Consider the following 17,859-nt stretch of genomic DNA (forward strand, 5'->3'; position numbering starts at 1 on the left):
AACAAGTAAAGAAAAACTTTTCAACGTAAGGAGCGTACAAGCCCCGACGCTTCTGTGGTTCATGTGATTAATTTTTACCAATGAATTTGACTCAGAATATAGCGCAGACGGTCATAATCATCTTTCAACAAAGTGCTAAGGGTTCGACCAACATTAACTAACCAATCTCGATTTGCCTGACGCTGCCGATAGACATCCCTTACTGATGCTGCAACCAAGGACTCTACTGGTATATCTTTGGCTTGCAGCAGAGTTCTAAGAAAGTCTAGTTTTTCCGTAAAGTGAACTATTTCTTCGGCATCACACTGATAAACCGATTGGTGAATCTGAGGCGGACGAGGCGGTAAGTATTGATATATTTGACCTAAATTGACGTTATTTCCATTCAAATGGTTAGGAGCTTCAAAACCGACGATCGCTGCTTTAAATTCGGTTTTCAGCATGGCAAAGATCTGAGGCTGCTGCTCTCTTAGTTCTTCGAGAGATAAGCCCAAAGCTCTAGCACGGTGGACTGAATCAATCGGACTAGTAGTAACGTAAGTGACAACAGCAAAAATCTTGTTGCCCGATTCTTCATCAAAAGATTTAATCCAGCTACCAAATGGTGGCATTACGGGAAACTTCAGATCTTCTGGTTCGAGACATTGAGCTAAATATTGTGTTGTAGATGTTTCGATCACTTCTCCAATATGCTTCGGGTTGCGATCGTCAACTGTAAATTGAGGCAGGGGAAGACGCATTTTTCAATGATCGAGAATGAGGAATAAAGAGCAGAAAATAAGTTACGGCTGTGCCGATTGACTCGATTTGCTGTTATGGAAAACAAACTACTGGTCTGTCAGTTTGTAATTGATGAGTTTAAATAAGCTCTTAGCTCTTAGCTCTTTGATTTAACGCGCGAGTGTCAACTAGTCGCTAGTTACTTCATGCCCAAGGCGTACTATACCCCAACTAAATATGAAGCTTGCAGCAACGCTATTTCTTTTTGGTTAAGTTTACGGCTTCTAGTTCAGATAAATTAAAGGTAACTAACTTATCCCAATTTCCACCTTCAAATAGTACGGCAACTTTACCGTCGTCGATGCGCTGTACTAAGCCTTGGAAGTTATAGTAGATATCGTCAGAATTAGTAATTTTAACAGTTGCACCAGGTAAAATAATCATTGTGCTAAATGCGATCGCTTTTGATGTGGTTTATCTTATTTAGCATACCAAGTAAACTCTGTCAGGTTAAAACTCTTTAGTCGTAGATCGCATCTAATATTTCATCAGAAGTAGGGTTGTAGTTTGGTTCAGATAGCTGTATATTTTCTTTCCAAATATAATATACCTGCTCTAGACTTCCTTCATGATGACTCCATGAGCCTGAATAGTCGCTAAAATTTAGCTTAACTAAAAGCCATTCTTGCTTAGGCGAATTTAAAGGCGTGGTCATAAAAATAAACCCAGCTTCATTGTCGTGATACTCGTATAGTTCCAGGGAATATAAAGAACCTTGCCAACCGTATTCCCCTGATACTGTAGCCTCTATTGCTGCTTTTTCTGTATCATTTTTAGGGGTAAAAATAAAAGCTTCTTTTGGTTTGGCTGCATAAATCATTGGCGACCAGCTAAACTTATTGAGCATAAATTCAGATAGTTTTTTTAAAGCCTTTTTATCAGTAGTCATGAGCCAAACTTCTGATTCAAGCTGGCTGCTAATTGTCCATTTAATTCGATTCCTAAATCTATATGCTACTGCTGCAAAAGCATTATCTTCAGCTAGTTTATGATCGATTCCTACATAACCTTCATTTAACAGCTCGTCAATAGTTTTTTGTGAAGGAAAAGGTTTTTTATAGGAAAAGTCGTAGTGTGTTGGTCTAGTTTGAAGACCAAACCTAGCAGAGGTACTGTTTTCCTGGAGCTGATTTTTTACTTTATCTTTCATGATAGATACTACATCACAGAGAACTTAGATCTATTGTTCCCTAAAAATTATTAAAGATATAATATATGTCCTTAAAAATCAATAATTACTCACTGCGCAAGCTTTCTATCTTAAAGATATGCTGTGTAGTTTATCTTTTGTTTGATTGAAGGACAATTGAAATAATAAACTAGCTTACTTGGATTTAATTATAATTCTTAGCCATTACCTAAGCGAAGTAATCAAAACTTACCAAATTTTAAAAACCCAAATTATTTTGCACTATTTAAAGTGGTTTTTAAGCAAAAAATTAGTTGCTATAATTATTATAGCTTTGATAAATCCAATCAAAAAATATTTTTAGCTTAGACGTGTTACTAAAGCTAAATTTTTAGTTAACATTTGAAACGATTAGCTAACCAAGCGTTTCGAGCTAGTGCTAATCAATAGTTGAACGAATAATTTGGTTGATTTTTTGAGTTTTTGAAGAATTTAGCCTAAAGTTCATAAAAAGCAAATTTTGGCAATCTAATCCATAAAAAACCTGATTTAATTATTCCAACATATAGATAGAATAGATTTTGTGCTGTTAGTCTAAAAGTTATCTATGTCTGAGATTGGATCTATCCCCTTTAGTGCCGAAGAAATTGCCTCAGAAGGTATCAAACCAGAGGAATATCAAGAAATTGTTAATCGCTTAGGTCGTCATCCTAACAAAGCCGAATTAGGAATGTTTGGCGTAATGTGGTCAGAACACTGCTGTTATAAAAACTCTCGACCTTTATTAAGTCAGTTTCCGACTACGGGCGATCGCGTTTTGGTTGGTCCAGGAGAAAATGCAGGAGTAGTTGATTTAGGTAACGGTCTACACCTAGCTTTTAAGATTGAATCCCACAACCATCCCTCGGCAGTCGAACCTTTTCAGGGCGCAGCTACAGGAGTAGGAGGAATCCTGCGCGATATCTTTACTATGGGCGCACGTCCGATTGCGATTCTTAATTCTTTACGCTTTGGCAATTTAGAAGATGCGCGAACCAGACGTATATTCCAAGGTGTAGTTGAAGGCATATCTCACTATGGCAACTGTATTGGAGTACCGACGGTAGCAGGAGAGATCTACTTCGATTCAGCTTATGCGGGTAATCCTTTAGTCAACGCAATGGCACTAGGTTTGATGGAAACCAAGGATATTGTTAAGTCTGGTGCTTCAGGAATAGGCAACCCCGTACTCTATGTCGGATCGACTACTGGCAGAGATGGCATGGGTGGGGCGAGTTTCGCCAGTGCCGAATTAACTGATGATTCTATGGACGATCGCCCTGCGGTACAGGTAGGCGATCCTTTCTTAGAAAAGTCTTTAGTAGAGGCTTGTTTAGCAGCGTTTAAAACTGGCGCGGTAGTAGCAGCACAAGATATGGGTGCAGCAGGATTAACCTGTTCTACTTCAGAAATGGCAGATAAAGGCGGAGTGGGTATTGAATTGGATTTGGATTTAATTCCCGCTAGAGAACCAGGTATGACTCCCTATGAATATTTACTCTCCGAGTCTCAGGAACGAATGTTGTTTGTGGCACAAAAAGGTAGAGAACAAGAGTTAATTGATATTTTTCACCGTTGGGAACTTCAGGCGGTGGTTGCTGGTTCAGTTATTGAAGAACCAGTAGTCAGAATTTTATATCAGGGTGAGGTGGCTGCCAAAGTTACCGCCACAGCCTTAGCGGATGATACTCCAATTTATCACCGAGAATTATTAACCGAACCACCTGCTTATGCTCAAGAAGCTGCTCAATGGACGACAGATAGTTTACCAGGATGTGATTATCAGGGTATAGATGTTCGGGGAACTTATCAAACTTGGAACGAAATTTTGTTGCAGCTATTAGATACTCCGACAATAGCCTCTAAACAGTGGGTATATCGTCAATATGACCATCAGGTACAAAACAATACCATTATCTTGCCGGGTGGGGCAGATGCTGCCGTGGTTAGGATACGTCCCGTTGACGCTAACCCAGGAGATTGCACGATTGGAGTGGCTGCAACTACCGACTGTAATGCTCGTTATGTCTATCTCGATCCTTATGAAGGGGCAAAAGCCGCTGTAGCAGAAGCTGCTCGTAATTTAAGCTGCGTGGGTGCTGAACCTTTAGCAGTAACAGACAACCTCAACTTTGGTAGTCCCGAAAAACCCGTCGGCTATTGGCAACTAGCTAACGCTTGTCAGGGTATTGCTGATGCTTGTAGAGAAATGTCTACTCCCGTTACTGGTGGCAATGTTTCTCTTTATAACGAGACTTTGAATTCTCAAGGTAATCCTCAACCGATTTATCCGACTCCTGTAATCGGGATGGTAGGTTTAGTCCCCGATCTTACTAAAATCTGCGGACAGTCTTGGATTAACCAGGGAGATGTCATCTATTTACTGGGTTGTTGCGATCCTGCTTCGACTTCGCGATCTCCTCTCGGTGCATCTGAATATCTATCAGCAATTCATAACCAAGTGGCAGGAAAACCTCCAGTGGTTGACTTTGAATTAGAAAAAAATATTCAAGCAGCCTGTCGTCATGGAATACGCCAAGGATGGATTAAATCGGCTCACGATTTGGCAGAAGGAGGGCTGGCAGTCGCTTTAGCCGAAGCCTGTATTGGTAATAGTCTGGGTGCAACTATCAATATTGCCGTATCTGAATCACAACGTTTGGATGAATTGTTGTTTGGGGAAGCTGCAAGTCAAATAATTGTGTCGGTCGATCCCACCATGGTTGATATTTGGGAAACTTATTTGCGCGATAATTTAAGCGATAAGCTTGGTTACGACATGGCTTGGCTAGGCTGGAGCAAAATAGGCATAGTCAGTCAACCCCAATCAGAACTAGCTATTTTAACAAATGATAATCTTTCGTTAATTAATGTTAAAATTGACCAGTTAGCCGTTGTCTGGTCACAGGCAATAGAAAATAGATTGGTCTCCTGATGCTGCATATGTATAGTTTGAAAACTAAGAACTTTTTAGCCATCGCAATAAACCGATCCTCCATATGATATGGACAAGCGCGAAGTTGGAGAAAGACTCACCCGCGCCACCGTCTCGCCAGAAAACTTTTTAGCAAATCTTTTTAGCAAACAGTGAATTAGAAGCATTTTTTAAAATAGTTAGTCTGGAAAATGTTAAGAGCATTATTATCAGTAGCAAATATTTATTACCTGTAAATACTTATTACCTTAAGGTAGGAGCAAGCCAATAGCATGATGTCACAACAGTCTTTCGAATGGACAGAAAATACTGATTCTTTAATAAGCAGTCAGCGTAGTGACAAACCAGAAGAAGCCTGTGGCGTATTTGGAGTATATGCGCCTGAAAAAGCTTTAGAGGTAGCCAAATTAACTTACTTTGGTCTTTATGCTCTACAACACAGAGGACAAGAGTCAGCAGGTATTGCTACCTTAAAACAGGGACAAGTTTATTGTCATAAAGACATGGGTTTAGTATCCCAAGTTTTTAATGAAAAAATATTAGAGGAGCTACCAGGAGAGATTGCTGTTGGTCATACGCGCTACTCAACCACTGGCTCTAGCCTGAAAGAGAATGCCCAACCCGTTATCCTAAATACGAGACTGGGTAAGCTGGCTCTAGCTCATAACGGTAATTTGGTTAACGCTGTAGAACTTCGTCAGCATTTAAGCCAAAGGAAAGCTAGCTTTATTACTTCTACCGATTCAGAGATGATTGCCTTGACCATAGCTGATGAAGTAAATCAAGGCAAAGATTGGATTCAGGGGGCGATTAGTGCTTTCAAATTATGCAGTGGGGCATATAGCTTAACGATCGCTACTCCAGATGGTTTGATGGGAGTGCGCGATCGCAATGGTATTCGTCCTTTAGTAATTGGTATCTTATCAGAAGAAGACGGCAAAGGCGAACGCTATGTCTTATCCTCTGAAACCTGCGGGCTAGATATTATCGGCGCAGAATATGTGCGCGATGTTAATCCAGGAGAGCTAGTTTGGATCACCAATTCAGGCATGGTTTCAATCAATTGGGCAGAACAAGCCGAGAAGAAGCTATGTATCTTTGAAATGATTTATTTTGCTCGTCCTGATAGCGTAATGCACGACGAGACTCTATATAGCTACCGCGTTCGTTTGGGCAGACAGCTGGCGAGAGAATCTTTTGTTGATGCCGATTTGGTAATTGGTGTTCCTGATTCTGGTATTCCTGCTGCGATCGGTTTTTCTCGCGAATCTGGTCTTTCCTATGGCGAGGGATTGATTAAAAATCGCTATGTAGGACGTACTTTTATTCAACCGACTCAAAGTATGCGCGAGGCAGGTATTCGCATGAAGCTTAACACGCTTAAAGATGCTTTGCAGGGTAAAAGAATCATTATTGTCGATGATTCGATCGTGCGAGGAACAACTAGCAAGAAAATTGTTAAAACTCTTAGAGATGCAGGGGCGACTGAAGTACACATGAGGATTTCTTCCCCTCCCGTCACTCATCCCTGTTTCTATGGCATCGATACCGACAACCAGGAGCAGCTAATTGCTGCAACTAAGTCTGTTAAAGAGATTGAGGAGAGAATTGGTGTAGATACTTTAGCGTATTTATCTTGGTCGGGGATGTTAGAAGCAACCCAGGAAAATACTAATCATTTTTGTTCTGCTTGCTTCACAGGAGATTACCCTGTCACTATTCCCGAAGATGTGAGGCGTTCTAAGTTAATCTTGGAAAAGACAAAGGTTTAATTGTTGACGCCTGAGTGAAGAAAAATAAAGTTTCTGGGTTAAGAATGTTGGCGTTGGTGAATCACAAAAATGGTAGCGTGGAAGCCCCTTCTTTATAATCTGGGGAGGAAAAGCCGCCTTTGTCCCTTTTCTGCTCCCTGGATAACCAAAAACTCGACTATTTTCTTCCGTATCAGGAAGATCGAATACTGTACCGTCAATTGCCATCCATCGTAATCTTTTCAAAAAGGCTGATGGAGTTTCTCTCTTTGCCATTGGTCGAGCTAGTTTCTCAAAGAGTCTCGTCATTACCCCACATCCTACTCTTTGACGTGCTTCACTGATTGAAGATTTACGCTTGTGTCTTCCATTTGATTCCTTTGGGTATCCATGAGGATGATAACCCTTGAATTAAATTCTTCAATACATCTACAACAGAGTCTGTCGACCATAAGCTAAGAGCAATTACGCTTGGCGATAATTAGATGAGTTGGAAGTAGACGTTTACGTTTTTCTTGACTATTGGTTTCAGCCATCGCCTCATCAATAGCTTGATGAGACATGATTAATTCCAAAGCGGGAAATATTTCACTTACTTGAATTTTTGGGGCAATAAGAGTTAAGGGTTTGAGTTCCATGCGATTTGGATTACAAATACTCTCATTAACTCATGTTTTTGGCTTAACCGAACAGTATTGAGAGCCTTCTCGCTTTTGCTTTATTAGTATTGTTCCAATATATAATCACTTGGATTGCGGTACGTTCATCTTTAGTACAAATTTTTGAAAAATGCTATATTTCAAAATACTTATCACTATCTTCAGGAGGATGAATTAAAAATTACCATGTGGTGCTATGAAATAGCAATTTAAACCTGAAAATTCAACTATTTGGTTTGCGAATAAAACCATGGATTTAGAAAACATCCCCCAACAAAGTAAAAAGCTAATGAATCAAGTCACTGATGCAGTAGAGAAAACAGGCAAAAAGGTAGCCAATCAGGTTTCTAAACTTGCAGACGGAAAAGTAGAAGAAATTACGGACGAAGCGATCCAAGCTGCGGTTGACCAAGCCTTAGATATAATACAAGTTGCTGGTCAAAGAGTACGAGAAAAAAAGATCGACGGTGAGCGAGTGACATTAGAAGTTAGTGTCGGCGTAATGAACGTAGCTCATCTAAAAATAACTACTGACGTACCAGAAAATAACAAAACTGAAGAAGAAGAAGTTAATGTTGAACTTAGTTGATATCAATCTGCCTTTACTTGCTTGTTTCCGCCTCAGTCTCAGACTCAGATGCCGAGATTTTTTGAATCTCGATCTGACACTTTAATGCCTCGGCTAAAACATGACAACTGCGACGCGCTGCCCAAATTTCTACTTCAAGATTGTCTGCACCTGAAATGCTTATTTCTAGCTTTTCTTTAAATCCCTGACAAGTAATCTCCTTGACCCTTCTGTTTTTAGTTTTGTTCAGTGCCACGGCAATCCTCAAAATTCCAGAAAGAAGTTTGATAATGCAACGATGGCGTTTATCGAGTTTTCTAAACTTTTTGTGTTTTTTGCTCGGCTTTGCTTTGCAGTGATAGCGAGCTAAATGCTTGATTAGTAGTATTTCCTCATCAGTAAACCCTCTTGGATTGCTACGTTGAATCAGATAGCGCGAGTTCTTATGATGTTTTTTATATGAAACGTCTGATGTGAATTAGGAAAAAATGAGGAAAAGACTGAAGATGAAAGTTATCAAGCTTCTCATCAAAAATCTTCCCTCATGAATAGCATAAACTTTGAAAGCCTCGTAATTACAATTTTTGTCCTTGTCGATGACTGGTATCTAATAGAAGGAAAAGCTTTAAAAGGAATTTCTCCAGGTGCTAAACCAGAAATGAGCGATAGCGAAGTCATGACACTAGCATTGGTCATGGACTATTTACCATTTCCAGGAGAGACTCAATTCATCGGATTTATCCGTGCCAATTATGGGCATTGGTTTCCTCAGTTGCTAGACCAGAGCCAATTCAATCGACGCTTACGAAAATTAGGTCGAATGCTAGAAATGTTAAGAAGAAAATGGGTTAAGCAGTTGGGAGTAGAAAACTTAGAAAGCTGTGTTATTGACACCAAACCTATACCAATTATGGGCTACAGAAGAAGCAAAAAACATAGTGACTTTGATGGAAGTGCAGATTATGGATATTGTGCAGCTAGAAAGATGAGCGCGAGGCACGCTGCTTCGCAAGCAGCTTGTGCAATCGCGCTGTTGAAGTATTTCGGCTACAAGTTAGTCATGCTCTCAACTTTGGAGGGAATACCGATTGCTTCTGACTTAGTTTCGGCTAACACTGATGAGCGACAAGCAGTAGAGGGCGTTTTGGAATTAGTTCAAGGTTGTGATGTTTATGGGGACAAAGGTTTCATTGGACAAGATTGGCAAGAAGAAATTATCAGTTCAACAGGAAATCGAATTTTGACAATTCAACGTTGCAATCAACTCCGTCAGAATTCCAGCACCTTAAAACGTTTGATTAGTCGAGTTCGACAAAGAATCGAAGGCGTTTTTCAGGAAATTCAAAACACTGGTCGTAATCCTGAACGGCTATTAAGTAAGACCGTTGTTGGTTTTGCTACCCATATGGCAGCTAAGATTACCTCTCATACTTTACGTATTCTCCTTCGCCGCCAGTTCGGAATTGATGTTCAAACTTTTCAATCTGTAGCTATTCGTTAAAATTTAATTCACATCAGACGTATCAAGTAAACGTAGAACTCCTAAAGGCAGGCTATCCCCGAAGAACATTTTATGGCGATCTACTACCACCATCTCCGTACTGCCACCACCAATATCGATAATTAATGCTCTATCTTCTTCCAGGGCAATTGAATTACGGACAGCTAGCAAAATCAACCTCGCTTCTTCTTTCCCTGAAATGATTTTAGGACAAAGACCAGTTTGAGCCACTACTTCCTTTAAAAAATCTTCCCCGTTGTGTGCTTCGCGAATAGCACTAGTTGCAGCAGTAACAATTTCGTCTACCTCCAGAAGATCGGCTAGTTGAACGTAGCGAGTAATAGTCTCTAGACCAAATTGAAAGGCGCGATCGCTGATATAGTTAGATGCAAATACTCCTGCCCCTAACTTTACCATCTCCTTCTCGCGTTCGATAATATCAAAGCTGCTCTTACTAGTTGCCTCTACGACAATCATATGGATGGAATTAGTGCCTATGTCGATCGCTGCTAACTTCATTTATTGAATAGATTGATTTAACTGTTGAATAATATGTTATTTAATCTAGCTAAAAATTGAGATTAATTACCGAATATTATGATAATTAAAATAATAAAATCTATTGAAGAGTTATTAGCAATAATTTTAGATTATGTCAGAGTTAACAAGATGTTTAGAAACAGTTTTGATTTAATTGACTAAAATAATTGTTATTAAAAATAATGCAGTATCAAACAACAGCAGGATGGTCGCTAATCACTTCAGGATTAACTACGCTTTTACTTAACGTTCTTCCAGGCAACTCTCTTTGGTGGGGAATTGCTTTTTTAATAATCGGTGGCGTAGTACTTTTTGTTAGGAAAAAAGATCTGGCTAATTCTTAACTCTATTAGTGAGAAAAAAGTTAGTATTAATTAATTTATTGGTAGTAAAAGTGATTAGGCTTACGCCTAGCCGACCGATTGTACTCTATTATTGCAAAAGCTGGATTTTTTCAGCAACTAAAACTGGCTTTTGAGCATACTCGGCTTCAATTTCTGCTTGAATCGATAAATCCCAACCCAGATCGTAATCTCGCTCTAACTCTATCACCACTAATGGACGTAACGTGCCATATATAATTGCAGTCTGCTCTTTATAGAGTTCAATTCTCGGTTTGGGTTGGATTACGATTAAATCTTCTCCGCCAAATACTTGTTCTTCATCAAGTTCAAAAATACCATAGCTTTTAAGATCTTCTAGCTCTCCTTTGACTGCTAATGGCTTATTGTAATATGCTTGGGGATTGGAAGTTAAATCTTCTGGATCGGGTGAAAGGGTTAGTGAGTCGGCAATAATTACAGGCTGGTTTTCGTATTGAGCATAAAGATCGCCATTGAGCTTCAATCCGTACTTCTGTTCAAGATCGGTCAAAGTTAACTTTTCTACTGTGCCACGAACTAAAATTTCGAGAGTTGATTCATTAGAAAATAATAAAGGCATTTTAGATATATTGAGAACTAAAATAGTGTCGCCACTAAAAGCCCGATCCTTGTCTAAGACAAAACCTTTTTTTCCTACTGTTTTTAGAACATTATTGCGAACTAATACAGATTGTCCAATATAACTTTCAAGATGTCGGGTAATCTCTGCTACATCTGTTAAACCATCTCGGTCAACTATAATTTTTGAATTACTCGCACAGGCAGATATAGTAGTAAAAATGAGCATGGCGATTAGGCTTACGTCTAGCTTACGAATAGCCATCAGGGATGACTTTTCTTTGGCTTTAGGAGTTAAATAAGCTTTATTTAATGGCATAACGTCGATAGATAGCAGCGACGAACATATATAGTCCATAGCAAATAAAACCTACACCAATCGATCCCAGCCAAAACCATCCTAAAGGACTTGTTGCCAACAGCCGCAAAGCGTTTTGTAATCCTCCTGCAAGTTCTGAATTGCCAGAAATAGCAGCCTGGATTAAGAAGATACCCGTCAAAACAAAAGCTACGCCTCTTGCTGTCACACCTAGTTTGCCAATGCCTATAGTCCATTTCTCTAATCGATGGTGAATATCGCTCTTCTCAAACTCACTGATATAACCACCAGTATATGCTCCACAAACATAAATCAGCCCGATAGTTGTCACGGCAATTCCCCCTAGTAAAATTAGCCATTCTCCTAAAGCGCGATCGAATAATTGATTTACTAAATCTTCAATCGTATCGTCATGCTCTCCCAATTCAAAAACAATATTGAGAGCCGAATAAGCAACCCCAGCATAGCTCAAAGCACTCATTAAGTAGCCAAGGCGTTGAAAGATGCCACTGAAATTGGAACTAGAATGTCCTGAAATTAGCAAAAACTGAAGCAATCTTCGCAACACATATCCAATTAAAGCGATCGCTAGTAAACAAGCTAACATTTTGCCTAACGGCTGGTGTGTCAAAAAGGTTAAGGTAAGATATGTTCCAGATGCTTGATGGCTGGGAGTTACAGCAGCTTGGACTGCTAAGATACCAATTAATAAGTAGATAGTTCCTTTGGCTGCATATCCGATTAAAATGTATCGTCTCAACCAAGGATTAGTAATTAATTTATTTAACCATTGCTGCATTAGCTAGCTCGATCTCTAGGAATAATACGATCTTACTTTTATTAAGATTATCCTTATAAATACAGATTGAATGCGATCGCTTTAATCAACAGAGAAATATTAATATTAAGTGATTTAGAAATGTGTTTAATAAATCCAGAATCGATTGAACGTTGTTGATCGCCATTACTAGAAACCAGGTATGTATCATCCTTTGGACAGTTGGCGAGAATATCTAACCATAGCTGTATTTGGCTAATCAAGATTTGAGAATTTAATTCTACTCATAACAGATGAACCCAAAAATATTTAAAATAGATTGCAGATCGAGATATGAAGCCATGCACTGATAACGCTCCGCAATCGAGTATCTGCTAAATTAATTGATAGTTTTGTACAATCGGCATTGCTTAAAAATTAATGTCCATTAAAATTAAGACAACTCACAACCTATGAATCCAGACGATCGCAAATTTGCTTTACTAGTATTAGGAATACCCCTAATAGGGTTGCTTTACTGTGGTTTAGGAATAACCGCCATGACATCTTTTGCTATCGTAAGAGAGAATCCATTAGTTTCTGGAGCGATTTTTATTCTGCTGCCATTTTGCATTGCTGCTTATACCTGGATCTCTGCTTCAGCCAAAGCCTATAAAAAGTAGGATCTCGATCTTGTTGCACCAAAATTTAGCAACAAGCTTAAAGCCTCTTGGCAAGCAGATTACCAAAATGTTAAATCAATTTTCCCTAATTTTCCCTAAATAGCGATCGCTCTTTTAAGCTAAAAGTCTATTTATTTATCTAGTTCAGCTTCAATTGCTTGAATCAACTCAGCAGAAGTAGGAGTTACGCCACTACCAAACCGAGCCACAACCTCGCCTTGTTTACCAATCAAAAACTTCTCAAAGTTCCAAGCCACATCACCCTTTGGCTCAACGGAACTAGTGAGAGTTTGATATAAAGGATGCTGCTGTGAACCCTTTGCGTGAACTTTGTCAAACAATTCAAAGCTAATACCGTAGTTAGTTTCGCAAAAATCAGCAATTTCTGCGTTTGTTCCTGGCTCTTGTGCGCCAAAATCGTTACAGGGAAAACCTAATACCCGCAAACCGCGATCGCCATATTGTTGATTTAACTCTTCAAGTCCATGGTATTGAGGAGTATAACCGCAGTAGGAAGCAACATTAACAATTAACAACACCATACCTTTATAGTCGGCAAATTTTTCTTCGTCGCCATCAATTGTTTTTACAGCTATATCAGATATATTGCTCATTTTCTAATTAAGAATTTAATTGATTAAAGATGCCAGATAGTACTTTACCATTCATAGATACTCAAGTAACTAAAGTTAAAGATTTATCCGTCAGAATCTCTTACTCTGCTAACGAGTTGACTAATGATGTCGCTATGCTGGCGCAAGATTATTTACAGTCGTTACTAGAACAACAGGCAACTGTCAGTATTATTCTGGCTACGGGTAATTCACAACTAAAGTTTTTAGATGCGATCGCCAAGCATGGACGCAATTCAATCGCTTCTGGCAACAAACTAGATTGGTCACGGATTATTTTGTTTCACCTGGATGAGTATTTGGGAATTGCCGCCGATCATCCTGGTAGCTTTCGTTATTACCTACGCAGTAAGCTAGAGCAACGAGTACAGCCACGCATTTTTAACTATATAGAAGGAGATGCACTACAGCCTTTAGCAGAATGTTCTCGCTACGCTAATTTATTACAGCAACAGGCGATCGATCTTTGTATGCTGGGTATTGGCGACAATGGACACCTTGCCTTCAATGAGCCTTCTGTGGCTGATTTTAACGATTCTCAAGCAGTAAAGTTAGTTCGATTAGAAACTAAAACCCGACAGCAGCAGGTAAACGGTGGTTATTTTGCCAATCTATCAGACGTGCCTAGCTATGCTTATACCCTGACGATTCCCACAATTTGCGCTGCTAAAAAAATATTTTGTTTGGCGGGGGGGAAACATAAAGCAGAAGTTGTCAAACAGACTTTAACAAGTGCGATCGCGCCAAGTTTTCCCGCAACTATTTTACGTACTTTACCTCAAGCTACGCTGTTTTGTACGGTAAACCATATAAACGATCGCGATTCAACAAGTTTGTCTGAAAAAACAGAAAATTAAATTAATCGGTAATTGTTGAATCAGCTTTAGTTATGTATATATGTCCGTTAGCGGACAAAGATAAGCAAAAAAATTTGCCATACTAAATACCATAAAGAAAAAGACTTAATATAAGTTGTGGCTTCTAAACAGATTTTGATTGTTGATGATAACGATGATTGCACTGCTTTAATCAAATTCGTTCTCGAATCTGAAACCGACTGGCAGATTGCCACAGCTTCTCATGGAAAAGAGGCGATTATCTTAGCAAACTATATCCGACCAGATGCAATCTTGCTGGATATAGTAATGCCCGACCTCAATGGACTAGATGTTTATCGATTGCTTAAGTCGGCTCTAACTACTTGTTATATTCCAATTATATTTATGACGGCTATGCATCCCATCGGGGAAATACTTGAATTGCAAATTAAGGATAGCGTGAAAATAATTACTAAGCCGATGAACATTGACCAACTACAGTATTTAATAAGCGAAGAAATCAGAAACTATAGCTACATAATTAGAGATTGTGTCTAGCTTTACATTGCTAGATCGCTGCGATTAAATTCGGTAGAAAAATAAAATTTTCTGGGTATTAAGCAAAGATAAACATGATGAAGCAGTGTGTTTTAATTATTGATAGTAGCGATGAATTTATCAATCTCATTAAATCTATTTTTTCTAGTTGCGCTAACTGGCAAATTTTAACGGCTTTTACTAAACAAGAAGGAATAACCGTAGCACAATTAGAACAGCCAGGTATTATTTACTGAATCTGGTCGCGCCTGAATCAGGTAAACTAGATCGATTAAATCTGTATCATCGGCTCAAGTCCAATCTGTCGATCTGTCTAATTCCCATTGTCTTCATCTCAACTATGTTAGGATTGGAAGAATCAGATAGACTGCTGCTCATTAAATACCCTGAAATAATTGCTCAGTTTTTTGAACGTCTCAAACTCCAAGACCGAGCAGTAAAAATATAGGATCGTTTAGGAGTATCTGGTACTAGAAGTAGGTGGGTGTAATTAAATATAAAATGATTGTCGTTAGGGAATAGGGAATAAAGTAGCAGCGCAGTACTGGCGGTACGCTAGAGATTTGCCCTCTTGGGAGGTTGGGGCAACCCTGCTGTCTAACGGCGAGTCGTTGAATGTAGAACGTTTCAAGTCTTAGAAATTTCCGTCGGCGTAGCCGACGGAAGGATGTCAACAAACACCCGCTCAAATAATATTGTTGTAACCGTGCAAAATTTAGTAGGAAAATTAAGTTTCCCATGTTATTAATTTATCAAATAAATTTTCAAATAATCGCATACTATCAGCATTACCTCAGCAAGAGTATCAACACTTGCAACATTCTCTTGAACCAGTTGAGCTTTCTCTAGGTGAAATTCTCCTTAAAACTAATCAAAAAATAGAATCGGTATATTTCCCTACTCAAGGAATAGTGTGTTTAGTCTCGACCATGCAAGATGGCTCGACTACAGAAATTGGGGTGATTGGCAAAGAAGGAATGGTCGGGACTCCACAATTTTTAGGAGATGGAGTATTAGGCAGTAGCAGGGCTGAAGTGCAAATGAAAGGTACAGCCTTGCGAATAGATGCCATAGCCCTGCGAATAGAATATGAGCGTAGCGAATCACTCCAAAAACTAATACTGCAATATTCTCTTAGTTTGTTTAATCAGGTGAGTCAATGTGCTGCCTGTAACAATCATCATACCGTCAAACAGCGAACTGCTCGCTGGTTAATCATGCTTGACGATCGCCTTGAAGAAGAAACGTTTTCGTTGACTCAGCAATTACTCTCCAAGATGCTAGGGGTGCGTCGCACGGGAGTGAGCGAAATCGCCAAACAACTTCAACGGCAGGGGATTATTGACTATCATCGGGGTCAGATTAAAATTTTAGACCGGGAAGCTTTAGAAGCGATCGCCTGCGAGTGTTATCAGATTCTAAGCTTACCCCGCCATAGAAGGGCGAGAGTTTAGCTCGTCCCGACTTTGCTCATCTTGCTGCACGAGACAGAGATCGCAAGTCAGAAGTCAGAGGCTTTACGGCGACTTGTCGAGCGTTTTTGCTATTGAGATGGTTTCTATTTGAAATGAATATAGAGTTGGTGCAATTAGGCTAGCTTCAGAAGCTATTGTTTTGTAAACGGTTTAACTTTAAATTCAACGCCTAGTAACTTTCGAGCAAAGTATGTGCGATAGCGGACCGAGTTACCTACAATTATTTACTATTTTAAATTATGAACTCAGTTTGTTAAGTCGCTTTGCTACTAATTTTAATATTCAAAATTCAAAATTATCAATTCAAAATTAAATTTTGAATTGATAATTTTTTTGGTCAAAGTTTTGGCAAAAGATTCTTTTAATCGTGTTTTAACTTTGAGAGCTCATTAAATTGCCTATACCCCTTAACAGCAAGCCAATTAATCGTCTGCTAGGTGCTTTACCCAGCGAGTCGTATCAGCGTCTTTGTCCTCATTTACAACCAATAGAGCTTCCTCAGCATAAAATTCTTTATAATCCTGGGGAAAACTATGACCATGCTTATTTTCCCTCTCACTCAATTGTCTCTACCGTAGCGATTCTGGAAAATGGCTCAACCACAGAAATTGGAGTCATTGGCAATGAAGGTATGGTAGGGTTACCAATCATCTTGAATACTGGTTATACTAACTCTGCCGCTATAGTCCAGGCAGGTAATAGTGGACTAAGGATTTCTGCACGTCGGCTACAACAAGAGATCGACCGTGATGGAGAATTAAAACGTCTTTTAATGCGGTATGTTCAGGCTCGAATAATTGAGGTGGGTCAGATTGCTGCTTGTAATCGTTATCATTGTATAGAGCAGCGATTTGCTCGCTGGTTATTAACGGTACGAGACAGGATTCAAAAAGACCAATTTCAGTTAACCCAAGAATTTATTTCTCAGATGTTAGGGGTACGTCGTACTGGTGTATCAGAAGTAGCCAGTAAGTTTCAACAAGCAGGTATGATTAAGTATAAACGAGGTAATATCAATATTATCTCTCAAGAGAAGTTAGTAGCTTCTAGCTGCGAATGCTATGAGCTGATCTCCAGTGAATTTTCTCGATTACTGACATTAGATCCCTAACTATTTCAGGATTTAAAAAAAGTGCGATCGCGCTTTTTTAACAGTTGTGTGAGAGAACTCTCAGTCTTCGGCAACAAGGCACTCGATGAATCGCGTCCTAAAGGATTCCCTAAAGGGTACACCTTCGGATAAGCTGGCGCGTCACGCGAAGCTAGTCCTTTAGGGAACTTAAGTACTTAGATTACTATTGCCGAAAGCTTTATATAATAAGGAACGTAGCCATTGTACAATGAATTTGTTCTCAAGTAGCAAGGCTTGAAAAAGCTGCTTGTTTCCTTAGAAGTGTGCGCCCGGATTCGCTCTCGATCTCAATCATAAGAAAACCTCTACATCACTGGTGTTACGTGCGGGTGCAATGCCAATAAGACAAACCCGTATACAGTCCAAATGTATGTTAGCCAAATAAAAAAAACAAATATAGGTCTGCGGAAGGCGGATCTCTGCCTGTGGAGGCACTATAAGACCAATACTAAGCTTGCTTGGTGGAGGCATGAGCCTGTGAGGCGGGAAGCTAACAAGACGAATAAAAGTGCGATTCGTTGGAAGTACGAAACTTTAGAAAAATAAAGAGGTAGCGCTTCCCAGGCGAGGACGGAGAGAAAACCGTATGTAACCTGAACGGATGTGATAGATATGGGTTAAAGTCCCATCGTCTAAGAGAAA

General features: G+C 39.4%; 21 protein-coding genes and 1 pseudogene. 11 read left to right on the forward strand and 11 right to left on the reverse strand.

The window, feature by feature from the left end:
* Positions 1–74 precede the first annotated feature (74 nt).
* The 3 genes from V6C71_11525 to V6C71_11535 form a co-directional block, all read right to left on the reverse strand.
* Entirely contained in the window at positions 75–740 is a 666-nt protein-coding gene (locus tag V6C71_11525) for an HAS-barrel domain-containing protein (protein ID HEY9769106.1), read from the reverse strand.
* Positions 741–975: 235 nt separating this feature from the next.
* A complete protein-coding gene (locus tag V6C71_11530) occupies positions 976–1,161 on the reverse strand; it encodes an NAD(P)H dehydrogenase subunit NdhS (GenBank protein HEY9769107.1) in 186 nt (61 codons plus the stop codon).
* Between the two features lie 79 nt (positions 1,162–1,240).
* Positions 1,241–1,930: a hypothetical protein gene (locus V6C71_11535; GenBank protein ID HEY9769108.1), complete on the reverse strand. Its 690-nt coding sequence runs from the start codon at positions 1,928–1,930 to the stop codon at positions 1,241–1,243.
* Positions 1,931–2,516: 586 nt separating this feature from the next.
* On the opposite strand from V6C71_11535, the gene purL reads away from it, so the two are divergent.
* Complete coding sequence (gene purL / locus V6C71_11540; GenBank protein ID HEY9769109.1) at positions 2,517–4,883, forward strand: phosphoribosylformylglycinamidine synthase subunit PurL; 2,367 nt, start codon at positions 2,517–2,519, stop codon at positions 4,881–4,883.
* Positions 4,884–5,155: 272 nt separating this feature from the next.
* On the forward strand, positions 5,156–6,655 hold the full coding sequence (gene purF, locus V6C71_11545) for an amidophosphoribosyltransferase (protein HEY9769110.1): 1,500 nt from the start codon (positions 5,156–5,158) through the stop codon (positions 6,653–6,655).
* Here the strand turns inward: purF and V6C71_11550 are convergent.
* Both V6C71_11550 and V6C71_11555 read right to left on the reverse strand, forming a co-directional pair.
* Entirely contained in the window at positions 6,629–6,943 is a 315-nt protein-coding gene (locus V6C71_11550; GenBank protein ID HEY9769111.1) for a hypothetical protein, read from the reverse strand. The two genes, purF and V6C71_11550, sit on opposite strands and share 27 nt — an antisense overlap.
* Positions 6,944–7,089: 146 nt before the next feature.
* The gene (locus tag V6C71_11555) at positions 7,090–7,272 is read right to left on the reverse strand and encodes a hypothetical protein (protein ID HEY9769112.1); all 183 of its coding nucleotides are present in this window, start codon (positions 7,270–7,272) and stop codon (positions 7,090–7,092) included.
* A gap of 271 nt (positions 7,273–7,543) precedes the next feature.
* Here V6C71_11555 and V6C71_11560 point away from each other — a divergent pair, with 271 nt between their 5' ends.
* Positions 7,544–7,882 carry a hypothetical protein gene (locus V6C71_11560; GenBank protein HEY9769113.1) on the forward strand — a complete coding sequence of 113 codons (339 nt, stop codon included), beginning with the start codon at positions 7,544–7,546 and terminating at the stop codon, positions 7,880–7,882.
* Positions 7,883–7,895: 13 nt separating this feature from the next.
* Here V6C71_11560 and V6C71_11565 read toward each other — a convergent pair.
* A pseudogene (locus V6C71_11565) lies at positions 7,896–8,315 on the reverse strand (hypothetical protein).
* Between the two features lie 90 nt (positions 8,316–8,405).
* On the opposite strand from V6C71_11565, the gene V6C71_11570 reads away from it, so the two are divergent.
* Positions 8,406–9,362: an IS982 family transposase gene (locus tag V6C71_11570; GenBank protein ID HEY9769114.1), complete on the forward strand. Its 957-nt coding sequence runs from the start codon at positions 8,406–8,408 to the stop codon at positions 9,360–9,362.
* Between the two features lie 3 nt (positions 9,363–9,365).
* Here V6C71_11570 and V6C71_11575 read toward each other — a convergent pair whose 3' ends face one another.
* On the reverse strand, positions 9,366–9,881 hold the full coding sequence (locus tag V6C71_11575) for a hypothetical protein (protein HEY9769115.1): 516 nt from the start codon (positions 9,879–9,881) through the stop codon (positions 9,366–9,368).
* Between the two features lie 203 nt (positions 9,882–10,084).
* On the opposite strand from V6C71_11575, the gene V6C71_11580 reads away from it, so the two are divergent.
* Positions 10,085–10,246 (forward strand): hypothetical protein, encoded by a 162-nt coding sequence (locus V6C71_11580; protein HEY9769116.1) that lies wholly within the window; start codon positions 10,085–10,087, stop codon positions 10,244–10,246.
* An 88-nt stretch (positions 10,247–10,334) separates the two neighbouring features.
* Here the strand turns inward: V6C71_11580 and V6C71_11585 are convergent, their stop codons facing one another.
* Genes V6C71_11585 through V6C71_11595 form a run of 3 tightly spaced genes read right to left on the reverse strand, consistent with a single transcriptional unit; the run spans position 10,335 to position 12,203 of the window.
* The gene (locus tag V6C71_11585; protein HEY9769117.1) at positions 10,335–11,162 is read right to left on the reverse strand and encodes a hypothetical protein; all 828 of its coding nucleotides are present in this window, start codon (positions 11,160–11,162) and stop codon (positions 10,335–10,337) included.
* On the reverse strand, positions 11,149–11,961 hold the full coding sequence (locus V6C71_11590) for a DUF1206 domain-containing protein (protein ID HEY9769118.1): 813 nt from the start codon (positions 11,959–11,961) through the stop codon (positions 11,149–11,151). Before V6C71_11590 ends, V6C71_11585 begins: the two co-directional genes overlap by 14 nt.
* Before the next feature lie 53 nt (positions 11,962–12,014).
* Complete coding sequence (locus V6C71_11595; protein ID HEY9769119.1) at positions 12,015–12,203, reverse strand: hypothetical protein; 189 nt, start codon at positions 12,201–12,203, stop codon at positions 12,015–12,017.
* Between the two features lie 189 nt (positions 12,204–12,392).
* Here V6C71_11595 and V6C71_11600 point away from each other — a divergent pair, with 189 nt between their 5' ends.
* Complete coding sequence (locus V6C71_11600; protein ID HEY9769120.1) at positions 12,393–12,602, forward strand: hypothetical protein; 210 nt, start codon at positions 12,393–12,395, stop codon at positions 12,600–12,602.
* A 131-nt stretch (positions 12,603–12,733) separates the two neighbouring features.
* On the opposite strand, the gene V6C71_11605 is transcribed toward V6C71_11600, so the two are convergent.
* The gene (locus V6C71_11605; GenBank protein HEY9769121.1) at positions 12,734–13,216 is read right to left on the reverse strand and encodes a glutathione peroxidase; all 483 of its coding nucleotides are present in this window, start codon (positions 13,214–13,216) and stop codon (positions 12,734–12,736) included.
* A 29-nt stretch (positions 13,217–13,245) separates the two neighbouring features.
* Between V6C71_11605 and V6C71_11610 the strand changes: the two genes are divergently transcribed.
* The 5 genes from V6C71_11610 to V6C71_11630 all read left to right on the forward strand — a co-directional run bounded on the left by V6C71_11610 (position 13,246) and on the right by V6C71_11630 (position 17,196).
* Positions 13,246–14,091, forward strand: coding sequence for a glucosamine-6-phosphate deaminase (locus V6C71_11610; protein ID HEY9769122.1), 846 nt, complete (start codon positions 13,246–13,248; stop codon positions 14,089–14,091).
* A 117-nt stretch (positions 14,092–14,208) separates the two neighbouring features.
* On the forward strand, positions 14,209–14,610 hold the full coding sequence (locus tag V6C71_11615) for a response regulator (protein HEY9769123.1): 402 nt from the start codon (positions 14,209–14,211) through the stop codon (positions 14,608–14,610).
* Positions 14,611–14,684: 74 nt separating this feature from the next.
* Positions 14,685–14,846, forward strand: a complete 162-nt coding sequence (locus V6C71_11620) for a hypothetical protein (GenBank protein ID HEY9769124.1) — start codon at positions 14,685–14,687, stop codon at positions 14,844–14,846.
* 576 nt (positions 14,847–15,422) lie between these two features.
* A complete protein-coding gene (locus V6C71_11625) occupies positions 15,423–16,064 on the forward strand; it encodes a Crp/Fnr family transcriptional regulator (protein HEY9769125.1) in 642 nt (213 codons plus the stop codon).
* A gap of 415 nt (positions 16,065–16,479) precedes the next feature.
* On the forward strand, positions 16,480–17,196 hold the full coding sequence (locus tag V6C71_11630; GenBank protein ID HEY9769126.1) for a Crp/Fnr family transcriptional regulator: 717 nt from the start codon (positions 16,480–16,482) through the stop codon (positions 17,194–17,196).
* The last annotated feature ends 663 nt before the right edge of the window (positions 17,197–17,859 follow it).

Source organism: Coleofasciculaceae cyanobacterium (genome assembly GCA_036703275.1).
Lineage (GTDB): Bacteria > Cyanobacteriota > Cyanobacteriia > Cyanobacteriales > Xenococcaceae > Waterburya.

Bases quoted from the DNA above. Each gene is read 5' to 3' on its own strand.
- V6C71_11550 (HEY9769111.1), bottom strand. From the start codon at position 6,943: ATGACGAGACTCTTTGAGAAACTAGCTCGACCAATGGCAAAGAGAGAA.
- V6C71_11620 (HEY9769124.1), top strand. From the start codon at position 14,685: ATGATGAAGCAGTGTGTTTTAATTATTGATAGTAGCGATGAATTTATC.
- V6C71_11535 (HEY9769108.1), bottom strand. From the start codon at position 1,930: ATGAAAGATAAAGTAAAAAATCAGCTCCAGGAAAACAGTACCTCTGCT.
- V6C71_11610 (HEY9769122.1), top strand. From the start codon at position 13,246: ATGCCAGATAGTACTTTACCATTCATAGATACTCAAGTAACTAAAGTT.
- V6C71_11575 (HEY9769115.1), bottom strand. From the start codon at position 9,881: ATGAAGTTAGCAGCGATCGACATAGGCACTAATTCCATCCATATGATT.
- V6C71_11600 (HEY9769120.1), top strand. From the start codon at position 12,393: ATGAATCCAGACGATCGCAAATTTGCTTTACTAGTATTAGGAATACCC.
- V6C71_11580 (HEY9769116.1), top strand. From the start codon at position 10,085: ATGCAGTATCAAACAACAGCAGGATGGTCGCTAATCACTTCAGGATTA.
- V6C71_11525 (HEY9769106.1), bottom strand. From the start codon at position 740: ATGCGTCTTCCCCTGCCTCAATTTACAGTTGACGATCGCAACCCGAAG.
- V6C71_11605 (HEY9769121.1), bottom strand. From the start codon at position 13,216: ATGAGCAATATATCTGATATAGCTGTAAAAACAATTGATGGCGACGAA.
- purF (HEY9769110.1), top strand. From the start codon at position 5,156: ATGATGTCACAACAGTCTTTCGAATGGACAGAAAATACTGATTCTTTA.
- purL (HEY9769109.1), top strand. From the start codon at position 2,517: ATGTCTGAGATTGGATCTATCCCCTTTAGTGCCGAAGAAATTGCCTCA.
- V6C71_11585 (HEY9769117.1), bottom strand. From the start codon at position 11,162: ATGCCATTAAATAAAGCTTATTTAACTCCTAAAGCCAAAGAAAAGTCA.
- V6C71_11570 (HEY9769114.1), top strand. From the start codon at position 8,406: ATGAATAGCATAAACTTTGAAAGCCTCGTAATTACAATTTTTGTCCTT.
- V6C71_11560 (HEY9769113.1), top strand. From the start codon at position 7,544: ATGGATTTAGAAAACATCCCCCAACAAAGTAAAAAGCTAATGAATCAA.
- V6C71_11555 (HEY9769112.1), bottom strand. From the start codon at position 7,272: ATGGAACTCAAACCCTTAACTCTTATTGCCCCAAAAATTCAAGTAAGT.
- V6C71_11590 (HEY9769118.1), bottom strand. From the start codon at position 11,961: ATGCAGCAATGGTTAAATAAATTAATTACTAATCCTTGGTTGAGACGA.